This window comes from Bradyrhizobium uaiense (genome assembly GCF_010811875.1).
Classification (GTDB): Bacteria; Pseudomonadota; Alphaproteobacteria; order Rhizobiales; family Xanthobacteraceae; genus Bradyrhizobium; species Bradyrhizobium uaiense.
Map to the genome: position 1 here is coordinate 1 of NZ_VKHP01000119.1, position 13,488 is coordinate 13,488.

A 13,488-nucleotide genomic window follows, 5' to 3' on the forward strand; every position below is an offset into this window, starting at 1 on the left:
TTCACAGCTCCGTGTTGCTGTCACTCGCAGCACAGGCACGTCCGCCTGCTCTCCTATTCTCTGCATCACACGCCTCCCACCGGAATCAGAACCGGGTAGCACGTCGGCAGCCTCAGATGTGTATACGAGCCAGGCTCGGTTCGTCGCTGATCTTCATCACGGGGTTGGGCTTCCTGCCGATCGCCGAGGCCTCGGCCACCAGCTTCGTCTCGCCGCCGTTTTGCGCGAGAACCGGCCCGGCCAATAGACTCGCTGAAAGTAAGATCGCGGCCGTCAACCAGCCTTGCAGACGGATTCGCGCCCAGCCCCACACCGGCATTGCCCCAGCCCCAAATCGATAGTGCCGCGCGGACGCGACTTAACCCGAATGGGCTATCTTGCAATTCGCGGGGGACGCGTCTTCTCAGGCCGTGCACGGTTGCGGCGCCCGGCCGGCATTTGCACTGATAAAGGGCGGTTGTTGTAAAATTGATACGCGCCGTCAGGCGTTTGGCGAAGGCTCGCTGGCCACCGCCAGCAATTGCGAGCGGCGCATGCGCTCGCGATGCGCGGTGTAGAGGCCGGAGGCGACGATGAAGCCGGCGCCGAGGATGGTCCAGTGGTCGGGCACCTCGCCGAAGATCAGAAAGCCGAGGATGCTGACCCACAGCAATTGCGTGTAGGAGAACGGCGCCAGCACCGAAGCATCGCCGTAGCGGAACGCCAGCACCACGATCCACTGCCCGACCGTGGAGGCAACGCCAATCAGGATGCCGAACATGATGTCGTGCCAGGTCGGCGTGACCCAGACGAACGGCACCAGCGCGCTGACGATGGCGACGCCGACAATCGACGAATAGGTCATCACCGTAATCGGGCGCTCGCTGCCGCTCATCATGCGCGTCAGGATCAGCGTGCCGGCCCAAGCCAGCGCCGAGACGATCGGGAAGATCGCGGCAGGATGGAACGCGCTGGTACCCGGCCGCAGGATGATGAACACGCCCATGAGACCGACCGCGGTCGCGATCCAGCGGCGCATGCCGACCTTCTCGCCGAGGAAGGCGATCGACAGCGCGGTGACGAACAGCGGCGAGACGAAGCTGGTGGCCGAGGCCTCGGCGATCGGCAGGAAGCCCAACCCCGTGATGAAGATCAGCGACGAACCGAGCAGCGCGGCGCCGCGCAGCACATGCAGGCCCGGCCGGCTGCTGCGCAGCGCGAACAGCGGCGTGCCGGGCAGCATCGCCGGCGTCATGATCAGCGCAAACACCAGGAAACGGATCCAGGCGATCTCGATCGAAGGCAGCGTCGACGAGAGATATTTTGCGGTGACGTCCGACGTGCCCAGGAACACCGTCGACAGCAGGATCAGAGCAATGCCTTTGAACGGCCGGTCGGTGCGGGCCGGCGCCTTGCTGCGTGCGACGCTTGTCGTTGAGGGCGCCGTCTTGGCGGGCAATGAAAGGGGAACGCTGTCCAGCCTGGCGGCTACGGCGGCGGGGGGCGGTGTCACGGCAATCTCGAAGGCGAAATAAAGGGGAATCTGCTGTTCGTAGAGAACGCCAATTCCGCCGCGAGAACAATGCCCGAAAACGGGACTCCGATATGCACCAGCGCGCGCGACCGCCCGTCGCAGCCTGTGTGCGGCCGCAACTGCAACAGTTTGTTAAGAACTGTGTGGAGCGGAGCCCTGAGAATTAGAGCATCGGGAGGGAGCGTGGCTTCGGCCCGCGCGGGAACGCCGCATCGAGCGCAGCGAACTCGTCGGCGCTGAGCTTGAGCGTGCCTGCGACCGCATTCTCCGCCGCATGCTCGACATTCGACGCCTTCGGAATCGCGAGCACCGACGGCAGCCGCGTGAGGAAGCTCAGCGCGACCTGGCGCGGCGTCGCCTTGTGCTTCTCCGCGATCGATTGCAGCACCGTGCCGGCCTTCGTCGACGCTAACGGAAAATCATTGTGGCCGAACGGCGAGTAGGCAACGACGGCGACGCCATGTCGCTCGCACCACGGAATCACGGCGTGTTCGATGGCGCGCTCCTGCAGATGGTAGAGTACCTGGTTGCAGGCGATGTTGCCTTCGCCCGCGACATCGCGCAATTCATCGAGATCGTCTGCGTCGAAATTGCTGACGCCCCAGGAGCGAATCTTGCCGGCCGCGATCAATTCGTCGAACGCCGCGACCGTCTCGGCGAGCGGAGTGGTTCCGCGCCAGTGCAGCAGATAGCAATCGAGCCGATCGGTCTTGAGCCGCTTCAGCGAGCGCTCGCAGGCGGTGATGGTGCCGCGCCGCGAGGCGTTGCTCGGCAGCACCTTCGAGACCAGGAACAGCCCGTCGCGGCGGCCGGTGATGGCATCCGCGATCACGAGCTCGGCGTCGCCATACATCTCGGCGGTGTCAATGTGCGTCATGCCGGCATCGATGCCGCGCTTCAGCGCTGCAACGGCCGCCTTGCGGTCCCCGCGATCGAGATACCAGGTGCCCTGCCCGATCACCGAGACCTGCGGGCCGTTGTTGCCGAATTTTTTTGTCTGCACGATCGCCTCGTTCTGCGTGGGTTCGTATTCTCGCCCCACATAGAACAATAAAGGAAACGAGCGATGATGTCTTCACATCGTCGCGCTACATTCCAGCACGGACGCCACGGCCTAGCCGAGCCCGCTGATATCGGCGACCAGCACCGAACCCGTCACCGATTCCGTGATGTAGAGGCGGTCGCGGTTGGCGCCGCCGATCGCGACATTGGTGCAGCTCTGTCCCGCGCAGGACTTGATCCGCGCGATGCACTCGCCGTTCGGTGCGAACACGAAGACATGGCCGAGCGACGCGTGCGCGACGAACAGCCGCCCGGCCTTGTCCATCGTCATGCCGTCGGGCCCGCTCGGGCCGAACAGCGAGCAGAAGCGCCCGACCTTGGAGACGCTGCCGTCCTTCATGAAGGGCGCGCGCCAGACCGCATTGTCGCGCGTCATGGCGACGAACAGCACCGCCTCGTGCGGGTCGAGCACCAAGCCGTTCGGGCTGATGCCGGTGTCGATCAGGCAGTCGAGCGCGCCGTTCACCCGCAGCCGATAGACCCGGCCGGTCGGATCGTGCAGGCCGGTCTGGCCTTGATCCGTGAAATATACGTCGCCGTTCGAGGCGATGTGCAGGTCGTTGCAGCCGCGGAACGATTCCGAATTGCGCGAACGCAGCAGCGGCGTGACATCGCCGGACCCGGCATCGAGCTCCATCAATCCGTGCCGATAATCGGCGATCAGGATGCGGCCCATCGGATCGATCTTCAGCCCGTTCGGCCAGCCGTCGTATTCGGCGACCTGCGACCATGACTTGTCCGGTGCGATCCTGAAGATGCGGCCGAACGGAATGTCGACGATGTAGAGATTGCCGTCGGCGTCGAATGACGGTCCCTCGATGAAGCAATCGGTCACCGCGCCCGGCCGGTTGGCGTCGGCCCATTCGCTCGCCACCTTGCGGCGGAATTCGGCGGGCACGGCGGAGAATATCTCGGTCGGGATCAGCTTCGGCGGCGTTTCCAGGTACATCATTTTCTTGGTTCACCCGTTGGCGGAACGGGGCGACCATAGAGCGTTCTCTCCGTCATTGCGAGGAGCGATAGCGACGAAGCAATCCATCCCTCATCAAGCGGAGGCATGGATTGCATCGCTTCGCTCGCAATGACGGGGATAGACGCGTGGCAAGCGTCAGCGTTGAACCCTACTCCGCCGCCTGCGGGCTGCCATAGGCTTCCGCAATCATGTAGCCGGACAGCGTGCCATAGGCCGCGGTCCATGCGGCGGCGACGTCGGGCGTCCAGGCTTCGCCGAGCCCCTTCTCCAAGGTCCACAACAACGCGCCGCCGACCACCGGATAATGCTCGGGCTTGGCCCCATAGCTGACATGACGCTTGGCGAGTGCACTCGCGGCCGGCAGGATCGTATCGAGATTGCTCAGCCCGTTGACGACGACGGCGAGCGTCGTCATCAACTTCTTACGCTGCTCTTTCATGTCCGCGGGAAACATCGCCTTCACGGCGGGCGCGACTTCGAACAAACGATCGTAGAATATCACCGCAGCCTGCTCCGAGATCGGCGCGACCTTGCCAAAGCTTTCCTGAACCAGCTTGATTTGGGCCGGATTCATCTCAACTCTCCTCGGTTCTGAAATGAGCTCTGAAATGAGTTTTCAAAATGCGAGCATTGGTAGCCGCATCCGGCGTTTCGGTTCAAAGCGGAAACGCTTGCCGCTGGCGTGGCCATCATGCCGCCTCGACGAAGCTGTGTCGCTCATAGAGGAATTCGAGCACGCGCTGCCGGCACTTCAGATAGCCTGCGTTGGTCGCGAGCTCGAGCCGCTTGCGCGGACGCGCCAAGGGCACCTCGAGCACCTCGCCGATCCGCGCGCTCGGGCCGTTGGTCATCATCACGATGCGGTCCGACAGCAGCACGGCCTCGTCGACGTCGTGGGTGATCATCAGGATGGTGTTGCCGAGCTTCTGGTGCAGCGCCATCACCGAGTCCTGCAGATGCGCCCGGGTCAGTGCGTCGAGCGCACCGAACGGCTCGTCGAGCAGCAGCACCTTCGGCTCCATCGCCAGCGCTCGCGCGATGCCGACGCGCTGCTTCATGCCGCCCGAGATCTCGCCTGGCCGTTTGTCCCTGGCATGCGCCATCTGCACCAGGCTGAGATTGTGCATCACCCAGGCGTCGCGCTCCGCCCTGCTCTTGGTTCTTGCAAACACCTTGTCGACGCCGAGCTTGACGTTCTCGTAGACGGTCAGCCATGGCAGCAGGCTGTGGTTCTGGAACACCACGGCGCGATCCGGCCCCGGCGAATTGACCTCGCGGTTCTCCAGCAGCACGCCGCCATTGGTGGCGCCGGTGAGGCCGGCAACGATGTTGAGCAGGGTCGACTTGCCGCAGCCGGAGTGGCCGATGATCGAGGCGTATTCGCCCTTCTCGATCGTCAGATTGATGTCCTTCAGCACCTCCGTGGTGGCGTTGCCGCGGGTGAAGACTTTGTCGATGTGATCGAGCTTCAGATAGGCCTGCATGACTTGTCCCTCAGTTCGCAGCCGTGCCGCGGGTCACGACCTTGCCCAGCCCCGCAATGAGGCGGTCGAGCACGAAGCCGATGATGCCGACATAGAACAGCGCCAGGATGATTTCGCTGATATGCGAGGAATTCCACGCGTCCCAAATGAAGAAGCCGATGCCGACGCCGCCGATCAGCATTTCCGCGGCGACGATCGCGAGCCAGGACAGGCCGATGCCGATGCGCAGGCCGGTGAACATGTAGGGCGCGGCCGCCGGGATCATGATCTTGGTGAAGAACTCGAGCGGATTGAGCTGCACGACGGCCGCGACGTTGCGGTAGTCCTGCGGGATGTTGCGGATGCCGACCGCGGTGTTGATGATGATCGGCCACACAGAGGTGATGAAGATGACGAAGATCGCCGAGGGCTGGCCGTCGCGGAACGCGGCGAGCGACAACGGCAGCCAGGCGAGCGGCGGAATCGTGCGCAATACCTGGAACAGCGGATCGAGCCCGCGCATCGCCCAGACCGACTGGCCCACCAGCGTGCCGAGCGCGATGCCGGCGACCGCCGCCAGCGAGAAGCCGTAAGCGACACGCTGCAGACTGGCGGAGAGGTGCCAGAACAGGCCCTTGTCGATGCCGCCATGGTCGAAGAACGGATCGAGGATCAGCTCCCTGGTGTCCTTGAACACCTTTGACGGCGGCGGCAGGCTGGAGCCGGCGCGCCGGCAGATCAACTCCCACACCACCAGCAGCAGCGCGACCACGATCAGCGGCGGCACGACACGTGCGGCGGTCTCCTTCGCCATCCTGGCGTAGGCCGCGGCGCGCGGCGCGCGCTTCGGCGTCATGGTCACGACCGGCGCCGCGGTAGCGGCCGGCGGGGTCACGACCGCCGGCATTTCGGTCTTCATGGCAGGCATCGACATTGACAGACAATCTCCGTGGTCGAAGAACGGGCCATGCAAGAGCGCGGCCCTATGGGGGCTCAGACGTCGACACGCTTGATAGACAGGGATTTCAGGTAGGCGGCGGGATCGGCGGGATCGAACACCTTGCCGTCGAAGAAGGTCTCCTTGCCGCGCGAGGTCGAGGTTGGAATGTCCGATACGCCGAGCTCCTTGGCGGCCTCCTTCCAGAGATCCTCGCGGTTGACCTTGGCGATCAGCGCCTTGGTGTCGAAACCCGCCTCGTACTTGCCCCAGCGGATGTCCTCGGTCAGGAACCAGAGGTCGTGGCTCTGATAGGGATAGGAGGCGTTGTCGCTCCAGAACCGCATCTGCTGCGGCGAGTTCTCGACCACGCGGCCGGTGCCGTAGTCGAACTTGCCCTTCATGCGATCGGTGATGTCCTCGACCGGACAGTTGATCCACTGCCGCTTGGCGCAGATCGCCGCGGTCTCCTCGCGGTTCTCCATCTTCTCGCACCACTGCTGGGCCTCCATCACCGCCATCAGCAGCGCCTTCGCGGCCTTCGGGTTCTTGTCGACCCAGGCAGCACGCAGGCCGAACGACTTCTCCGGATGCTTGTCCCAGAGTTCGCCTGTGGTGATCGCGGTGTAGCCGATGTCCTGATGGATCAGCTGCAGATTCCACGGCTCGCAGACGCAGAAGCAGTCCATCGTGCCGACCTTCATGTTGGCCACCATCTGCGGCGGCGGCACCACGATGGTCTCGATGTCCTTGTCGGGATCGATGCCGCCGGCGGCGAGCCAGTAGCGAATCCAGAGATCATGCGTGCCGCCGGGAAAGGTCATCGCAGCCTTCACCGCCTTGCCCGAGGCCTTCTTCTTGTCCAGCGCCGCCTTGAACGGCGCGGTGTCGATGCCGACCTTGAGATCGGCATATTCCTTGGCGACCGAGATGCACTGGCCGTTCAGATTGAGCCGCGCCATGATGTACATCGGCGTCGGCTGATTGTTCTGCGTCACCTTGCCGGCCGAGATCAGATACGGCATCGGGGTCAGGATATGCGCGCCGTCGATGCCGTTGCCCTCGGAGCCGAGCACGAGGTTGTCGCGCGTGGTGCCCCACGAGGCCTGCTTCTGCACCTCGACGTCGGGCATGCCGTATTTGGCGAAGATGCCCTTCTCCTTGGCGACGAACAGCGGCGAGGCATCGGTGAGCGCGATGAAGCCGAGCTTGGCGCCCTTCACTTCCGGGCCCGCGCCTTGCGCGAATGCACCCGCGGGAAAGTTCAGCTTGGCTGCGGCGAGCAGCGCGGCGGCGCCGCCGGTTGCCTTCAGGAGCCGGCGACGGCTGATCGCACGGCTCGGGGGCGTGTTGCTGGGCTTGGTCATCGGTCGTCCTTTGCGTTGCGGCGTTGCGTCTTTGCGTCGAGCACCGTCCATCGGGTGGCGACGCGCGCAGGGCGCAAAAGGGCATGCACCGGGGATGCGCCCGGTCTGGCGGCGTCAGAAATCCGATGGGGGTGGCCTCGAGGGACGGCTTCAATGGCGTCGGCACTTGACTATTCAAGCCTCATGCCAAGCTACCGCAGCGCAAAAATCGATTTTAGTGCAATGTTTTGCGCAACTTGTCGCAGCGCGCACGGTGTCTCCGTGCGCTGCCAAAAAATGCGCTCCGCCCAATTTTTGTGCGCCGCACATCAATTGAGCAGAGCGTTTGGACGATAGCGATCAGGCGTCCTCGCTGACCTTGGTGCCGAGCGGCGCGGGCGCCATTCCTCCACCGGGCTTCACGTGGAATTCGTAGGTCATCAGGCTCCACGGCCCATCCGATCGCTGCCCGTCGGGCATCACGGGATCGGTGCGCCGTTCGACCTTGGCGATCAGTTCGTCCTTCACGCCGAACACGACATCGGAGTCGATGTACTTGTCGCCTTCGACGAACACATGCGTGATCAGCGGCTCGTAGCCCTTGGCGTTGACCAGGAAGTGCACATGCGCCGGCCGCATCGGATGACGGTTGGTCTGTGTGATCATCTGCCCGACCGGACCGTCGGTCGGGATCGGATAGCTGCACGGCACGATGGTGCGGAAGAAGAAGCGGCCATCCGCGTCGGTGATGAAGCGCGCCCGCGAGGACGGGCCTTCGGTGGCATAGCTCGGCTTCTGCGAGTCATAGAACCCGTCGTCATCCGCGTGCCAAACATCGACCGGCACATTGGCCAGCGGTTTGCCGTCGAGGTCGGTGACGCGGCTCTGCACGAACATGCGCTCGCCGGGCAGGCTCGCCGAGATGTCGGTGCCGTGCGGCGTCACCTTGTGCTCGCCGACATAGAACGGGCCGAGCACCGTGGTCTCGGTCGCGCCGTCGCGATCCCTGTGATTGACCGCATCGACCAGCATCGACACGCCGAGCACGTCGGACAGCAGGATGAATTCCTGGCGGATGTCGGTGCACTTCTGCCCGGTGCGGGTCAGGAAGCCGATCGCGTGGTCCCACTCCTCGAAGATGAGATCGGTTCTGCGCACATAGTCGTGCAGCGACTTCACCAGTTCCTGCAGCAGGAACTTGGCCCGCGGATCGGGCGTCTGGTCGAAGCTGCGGATCACGGCGGTGGTGAGCTCGGTTTCGTTGAACTGGGTCATCTCGGCGTTTCCCTCGGGGGCGCGATTGCAGGGGCGACCGTACACCACCGGCCCAATGCCGGTAAGCGGCGGCGGAATGGTGAAACGGACACTTTTCGGCTATCAAGGCTGCCTCGCCAGCCGGAGAAAATGCCCGATGTTAGCCCCCACGCCTGCCTCGCCCGAATCCGCGGGAATGTCGACCATCGCCCTCAACCGCCTCGAAGCGCATCTGAAGAGCCGCTACATCGATGCCGGCCGCTTTCCCGGCACGCAGGTCCTGATCTACCGCCGCGGCAAGATCGTGCATTCGACCGTCCAGGGCTTTGCCGATCTCGAGCGCAAGGTGCCGGTCAAGGACGACACCATCTTCCGCATCTATTCGATGACCAAGCCGATCACGTCGGTCGCCTTCATGATGCTGGTCGAGGAAGGCAAGGTCGCGCTCGACGAGCCGGTCGCCAAATACATTCCGGAATGGAAGAACCTCGGCGTGTTCGTCGCCGGCAACGCACCGGCCTTCCTGACCCGATCGCCCACCCGGCCGATGGAGATCGTCGACCTCTTGCGCCACACCTCGGGGCTCACCTACGGCTTCCAGCAGCGCTCCAACGTCGACGCCGCCTATCGCGAGAAGAAGATCGGCGAGGTCATCAAGGCCGGTACGCTCGACAGCATGATCGAGGATCTGGCGAAGATCCCGCTGGAGTTCTCCCCGGGCGAAGCCTGGAATTACTCGGTCTCGACCGACGTGCTCGGCTATCTCGTCGGCAAGATCTCAGGCCAGCCGTTCGAGCAGTTCCTCAAGGAGCGCATCTTCAAGCCGCTCGGCATGAACGACACCGACTTCTTCGTACCCTCAGGCAAGGTCCACCGCTTTGCCGCCTGCTATTCGGCCGATCCGCAGGGCGGCTTCAACCCGCTCGCCGCCGAGCGCAAGGGCACGCTGACGCTACAGGACGATCCGACCACCAGCTCGTTCCTGTCGCCGCCTTCGCTGGTCTCGGGCGGCGGCGGACTGTGTTCGACCGCGGCCGACTACCTGACCTTCTGCCGGGCGCTGCTCAATGGCGGCGAGCTCGGCGGCGTCAGGCTGCTCGGCCCGAAGACGCTGAAGCTGATGGCCTCCAACCATCTGCCCGGCGGCGTCGACCTGCCGGCGATGTCGCGCTCGATGTTCGCCGAAGCCGCCTATAACGGCATCGGCTTCGGCCTCGGCTTCGCCGTCACCATGCACCCGGCGCAGACGCTGATCGCGGGCAGCCCGGGCGAATTCAACTGGGGCGGCGCCGCGACGACGTCGTTCTTCATCGACCCGGCGGAAGAGCTGATCACGATCTTCATGACCCAGGTGCTGCCGTCGAGCGCGTATCCGCTACGGCGCGAGCTGCGCACCATGGTCTACGCCGCGATCACCGAGAGCAATCTCTGACCCCAAGGCCTTTCAGGCCAAGCTATTCCGCGGCGCACACCTCGTTTGAGCATCATGGCGCCGCGGAACCTTTCCGATATCAAGCTATTTCCTTTGGCGGACATTTCCCGCCTCCCCTAGGCTCACAGCAAATGGGCATCGACCCGGGGACTTCGTGCCGAAACTGACACTGCCAGTGCGTCTCGCGCTTCTGCTCGCGGGAACGATGTTGCCGCTGATCGTTTTCGCGGTCGGCATCGTCTTCCACAATTATCAGCGGGACCGCCAGGCCGCCACGCAGCGCGTGCTGGAGACGGCGCGCAGTGTCCGCCTGCTGCTCGACGCGGAAATGCAGCGCATGACCGGTGGGCTGCAGGTGCTGGCGCTGACCAACTCGCTGCGCAACAGCGACTTCGGCAATTTTCGCCGCGTCGCGGCCGGCTTCCTCGACCAGTATGGCAAGGACGGCGTGATCCTGGTGGCCGACCGCAGCGGACGCCAGGTGTTCTCCTCGCTGACATCCGATACCGCGAGCCTGCCGCCGCGCAACAATCTCGAGATCGTCGAGAAGGTGTTCACCACCCGGCAGCCGCAATACTCCGACCTGTTCTTCGGCGCGGTGAAACAGCGCCTGATCATCACCGTCGAGGTGCCGGTGATCCGCGACGGCGAGGTGCTCTACGACATCTCCTTCAGCCCGCCGATCGACGTCTTCCAGGCCATCATCGAGAAGCAGCGCCTGAACCAGGACTGGACCATCTCGATCTTCGACAGCGACGGCGTCAACCTTGCGCGGGTGCCGAATCCGCAGGCGACGATCGGCCAGCGCGCATCGCCAACGCTGTTCGCCGAGATGTTCCGCCGCAGCGAGGCGACACTGCCGACCGTCTCGCTCGAAGGCGTGGCGCTGATCACCGGCTTTACCCGCTCGCGCATCACCGGCTGGACCGTCGCCGCCGGCATCGCCGAGAATTCGCTGGTGGGGCCGCTGTTACGCACCCTGTCGATCACCAGCGTGATCGGCGGCGTCCTGCTCATGGTCGGCCTCGGCTTTGCCTTGCGGATGGCGACCACGATCGCGCGCGGCGAGATGCTGCACGATCTCCTGATCGAGGAGCTCAACCACCGCGTCAAGAATACGCTGGCGATCCTGCAATCGATCGCCACCCAGACCTTCCGCAGCGCGAGCCGCGCCGAGCGCGAGAAATTCGAAGGCCGGCTCGGCGCGCTCGCCGAGGCGCACAATCTGCTCTCGACCGACAAATGGCAGGGCTCAGACCTGCAGGACGTGGTCAGCCGCGTGCTGCGGCCGTATCTGCTGAACAACGCGGCCGAGCGGGTCAAGATGTTCGGGCCGCGCGTGCCGCTGTCGCCCCGGCTCGCTTTGGTGCTGTCGATGCTCCTGCACGAGATGGCGACCAACGCCGCCAAATATGGCGCGCTGTCCAACGACACCGGCACGGTGACGCTGGACTGGGAGATCCTGCAGGAAAGCCCCGGACCGAAGCTCCGGATGATCTGGACCGAGGCCGGTGGCCCGCCCGTCGTCGCGCCGGTCCAGCGCGGCTTCGGCTCCCGGCTGATCGAGCGCAGCGCCCGCGACCAGCTCGGCGGCGAGGCCACGGTCGATTTCCTGCCCCATGGCGTCGTCTACACCGTGACCAGCACCCTCGAACCCGGCGGGTGACCGGGCAAATGGTGCCCGATCCTGCGACATCTTGGCACGCAAGTTGCTAAGATGGGGCGGGTTCGGCCGGCAAGAACACCGGCAAGAAACAGGGGGAAGTTCATGTCGACCGTCGCAGCGGAAGTTACCGTGGCACGAAAGCCGCTTTACACATCACTGTTCGTGCAGGTGCTCGTCGCGCTGCTGCTCGGCATCGTCATCGGCATGGCCGCGCCCGATTTCGCGATCGGGCTGAAGATCTTCAGCGATGCGTTCCTGAAGCTGATCTCGATGATCGTGGCGCCGATCGTGTTCTGCGTCGTGGTGCACGGCATCGCGGGCGCCGGCGACCTCAAGAAGGTCGGACGCGTCGGCGTCAAGGCGCTGGTCTATTTCGAGGCGATGACGACGGTCGCGCTCGTGGTCGGATTGATCCTGGCCTATCTGTTCGGGCCTGGTCACGGCATGAACATCGACACCTCGACGCTGGACGCCAAGGCGCTCGGCAACTACGCCAGCAACGCACAGAAGCTGAAGGGTGAAGGCATCGGCAGCTTCCTGCTCAACATCATTCCGACCACCTCGTTCGACGCGCTGTCGCGCAACGACGTGCTGCAGGTGTTGTTCTTCGCCATCATCTTCGGCGTCAGCCTGGCGCTGGTCGGCGGCGAGAAGGGCGAGCGTATATCCTCCTTCATCGACGCCGTCTCGACCGTGCTGTTCCGCGCCATGGGCCTGATCGTGCGCTTCGCGCCGATCGGCGTGCTCGGCGCCGTCGCCTATACGGTCGGCAAATACGGCGTCGGTTCGTTGAAGCAGCTGCTGTCGCTGGTCGCGCTGTTCTACGTGTCGGTCGCGATCTTCGTGCTCGGCGTGCTCGGCGGCGTGATGGCGCTTGCCGGCATCAACATCCTCAAGTTCCTCGGCTACCTGCGCGAGGAGCTGACGATCGTGGTCGCGACCGCATCCTCCGACGCGGTGCTGCCGCAGGTGATGCGCAAGCTGGAGCATTTCGGCGCCAAGGATTCGGTGGTCGGCCTCGTGATTCCGACCGGCTACTCCTTCAACCTCGATGCCTTCTCGATCTATCTGACGCTTGCGGTCGTGTTCATCGCGCAGGCGACCAACACGCCGCTGTCGTTCGGCGACTTGCTGCTGGTGCTCGGCGTATCGCTGATCACCTCGAAGGGCGCGCATGGCGTGCCGGGCTCGGCGATCGTCATCCTGGCGGCGACGCTCAACGCCGTGCCGAGCATCCCGGCGATCGGCCTCGTGCTGGTGCTCTCGGTCGACTGGTTCATCGGCATGGCGCGCGCAGTCGGCAATTTGATCGGCAACTGCGTTGCCACCGTCGTGGTCGCGGCATGGGAAGGTGACCTGGACCGGGACAAGGCCCGGCGCGTGCTCGAAGGCGCCGATGCGGTTGACGTGACTGCGGGCTAAAGCCACACGCAGCACAGGTACAACAGCGTCCCGCGCCTGGCGCGGGGCGCGGGCTTACTTGATCAGCCTCAGATACGGCGGCAGTTGCCGGGTGGTCGGTTCCTGCACCGGCTCGTCCGACGCGATCATGTCGCACAGTGCCTTGAGCTCGGAATCCGTCACCTTGTGCAGTTCCATCCGAAGCTCGAGCATCGCAAGCGACAGCAGCCGCGCCGTCTCGGTATTTGCCCGGTCGGTCAGAAAGGTCTGACATTCTTCGAGGGTTGCGAGCAGCGCCAGCAACCGTTCTTCCGTATTTGCGACCGGCATATCTTCCACTCCCGAAGCCGCGAGGTAGAGTCGAGGTCTTTCCCTCTTCCGCTTCATTTGCCTCTCCCGCCAGAGTTCGCCGGCTTCTCGTAGGCGCACATTTGTTCCAGA

At 64.3% G+C, this 13,488-nt stretch carries 12 protein-coding genes and 1 pseudogene; 4 read left to right on the plus strand and 9 right to left on the minus strand.

Annotation, left to right across the window (positions count from 1 at the left end; genetic code table 11):
* Positions 1–128: 128 nt before the first annotated feature.
* A pseudogene (locus tag FNJ47_RS51535) lies at positions 129–221 on the plus strand (DMT family transporter); the annotation flags it as partial.
* 260 nt (positions 222–481) lie between these two features.
* On the opposite strand, the gene FNJ47_RS25615 reads toward FNJ47_RS51535, so the two are convergent.
* From FNJ47_RS25615 to FNJ47_RS25650, 8 genes are all read right to left on the minus strand, one after another.
* The gene (locus tag FNJ47_RS25615) at positions 482–1,438 is read right to left on the minus strand and encodes a DMT family transporter (RefSeq protein WP_163158122.1); all 957 of its coding nucleotides are present in this window, start codon (positions 1,436–1,438) and stop codon (positions 482–484) included.
* Between the two features lie 238 nt (positions 1,439–1,676).
* On the minus strand, positions 1,677–2,516 hold the full coding sequence (locus tag FNJ47_RS25620) for an aldo/keto reductase (protein ID WP_163158082.1): 840 nt from the start codon (positions 2,514–2,516) through the stop codon (positions 1,677–1,679).
* Between the two features lie 111 nt (positions 2,517–2,627).
* Positions 2,628–3,527 (minus strand): SMP-30/gluconolactonase/LRE family protein, encoded by a 900-nt coding sequence (locus tag FNJ47_RS25625; RefSeq protein ID WP_175068417.1) that lies wholly within the window; start codon positions 3,525–3,527, stop codon positions 2,628–2,630.
* A gap of 169 nt (positions 3,528–3,696) precedes the next feature.
* Positions 3,697–4,122, minus strand: a complete 426-nt coding sequence (locus FNJ47_RS25630; RefSeq protein WP_163158084.1) for a globin family protein — start codon at positions 4,120–4,122, stop codon at positions 3,697–3,699.
* Positions 4,123–4,237: 115 nt separating this feature from the next.
* Complete coding sequence (locus FNJ47_RS25635) at positions 4,238–5,032, minus strand: ABC transporter ATP-binding protein (protein WP_163158086.1); 795 nt, start codon at positions 5,030–5,032, stop codon at positions 4,238–4,240.
* Positions 5,033–5,042: 10 nt separating this feature from the next.
* Positions 5,043–5,945, minus strand: coding sequence for a nitrate ABC transporter permease (gene ntrB / locus FNJ47_RS25640; RefSeq protein ID WP_163158088.1), 903 nt, complete (start codon positions 5,943–5,945; stop codon positions 5,043–5,045).
* A 59-nt stretch (positions 5,946–6,004) separates the two neighbouring features.
* A complete protein-coding gene (locus tag FNJ47_RS25645; RefSeq protein WP_163158090.1) occupies positions 6,005–7,315 on the minus strand; it encodes a CmpA/NrtA family ABC transporter substrate-binding protein in 1,311 nt (436 codons plus the stop codon).
* Positions 7,316–7,654: 339 nt separating this feature from the next.
* Complete coding sequence (locus FNJ47_RS25650; RefSeq protein WP_163158092.1) at positions 7,655–8,569, minus strand: intradiol ring-cleavage dioxygenase; 915 nt, start codon at positions 8,567–8,569, stop codon at positions 7,655–7,657.
* Between the two features lie 136 nt (positions 8,570–8,705).
* Between FNJ47_RS25650 and FNJ47_RS25655 the strand changes: the two genes are divergently transcribed.
* From FNJ47_RS25655 to FNJ47_RS25665, 3 genes are all read left to right on the plus strand, one after another.
* The gene (locus FNJ47_RS25655) at positions 8,706–9,980 is read left to right on the plus strand and encodes a serine hydrolase domain-containing protein (RefSeq protein ID WP_163158094.1); all 1,275 of its coding nucleotides are present in this window, start codon (positions 8,706–8,708) and stop codon (positions 9,978–9,980) included.
* 205 nt (positions 9,981–10,185) lie between these two features.
* On the plus strand, positions 10,186–11,646 hold the full coding sequence (locus tag FNJ47_RS25660) for a sensor histidine kinase (RefSeq protein ID WP_163158126.1): 1,461 nt from the start codon (positions 10,186–10,188) through the stop codon (positions 11,644–11,646).
* A gap of 102 nt (positions 11,647–11,748) precedes the next feature.
* Entirely contained in the window at positions 11,749–13,068 is a 1,320-nt protein-coding gene (locus tag FNJ47_RS25665) for a dicarboxylate/amino acid:cation symporter (RefSeq protein ID WP_163158096.1), read from the plus strand.
* Positions 13,069–13,122: 54 nt separating this feature from the next.
* Here FNJ47_RS25665 and FNJ47_RS25670 read toward each other — a convergent pair whose 3' ends face one another.
* Positions 13,123–13,350 (minus strand): hypothetical protein, encoded by a 228-nt coding sequence (locus FNJ47_RS25670; protein ID WP_163158098.1) that lies wholly within the window; start codon positions 13,348–13,350, stop codon positions 13,123–13,125.
* Positions 13,351–13,488 lie beyond the last annotated feature (138 nt).

Excerpts from the sequence above, each read along its gene's own strand:
- FNJ47_RS25660 (WP_163158126.1), top strand. The coding sequence starts at position 10,186 with ATGTTGCCGCTGATCGTTTTCGCGGTCGGCATCGTCTTCCACAATTAT.
- FNJ47_RS25655 (WP_163158094.1), top strand. The coding sequence starts at position 8,706 with ATGTTAGCCCCCACGCCTGCCTCGCCCGAATCCGCGGGAATGTCGACC.
- FNJ47_RS25645 (WP_163158090.1), bottom strand. The coding sequence starts at position 7,315 with ATGACCAAGCCCAGCAACACGCCCCCGAGCCGTGCGATCAGCCGTCGC.
- FNJ47_RS25650 (WP_163158092.1), bottom strand. The coding sequence starts at position 8,569 with ATGACCCAGTTCAACGAAACCGAGCTCACCACCGCCGTGATCCGCAGC.
- FNJ47_RS25635 (WP_163158086.1), bottom strand. The coding sequence starts at position 5,032 with ATGCAGGCCTATCTGAAGCTCGATCACATCGACAAAGTCTTCACCCGC.
- FNJ47_RS25665 (WP_163158096.1), top strand. The coding sequence starts at position 11,749 with ATGTCGACCGTCGCAGCGGAAGTTACCGTGGCACGAAAGCCGCTTTAC.
- FNJ47_RS25625 (WP_175068417.1), bottom strand. The coding sequence starts at position 3,527 with ATGATGTACCTGGAAACGCCGCCGAAGCTGATCCCGACCGAGATATTC.
- ntrB (WP_163158088.1), bottom strand. The coding sequence starts at position 5,945 with ATGTCGATGCCTGCCATGAAGACCGAAATGCCGGCGGTCGTGACCCCG.
- FNJ47_RS25630 (WP_163158084.1), bottom strand. The coding sequence starts at position 4,122 with ATGAATCCGGCCCAAATCAAGCTGGTTCAGGAAAGCTTTGGCAAGGTC.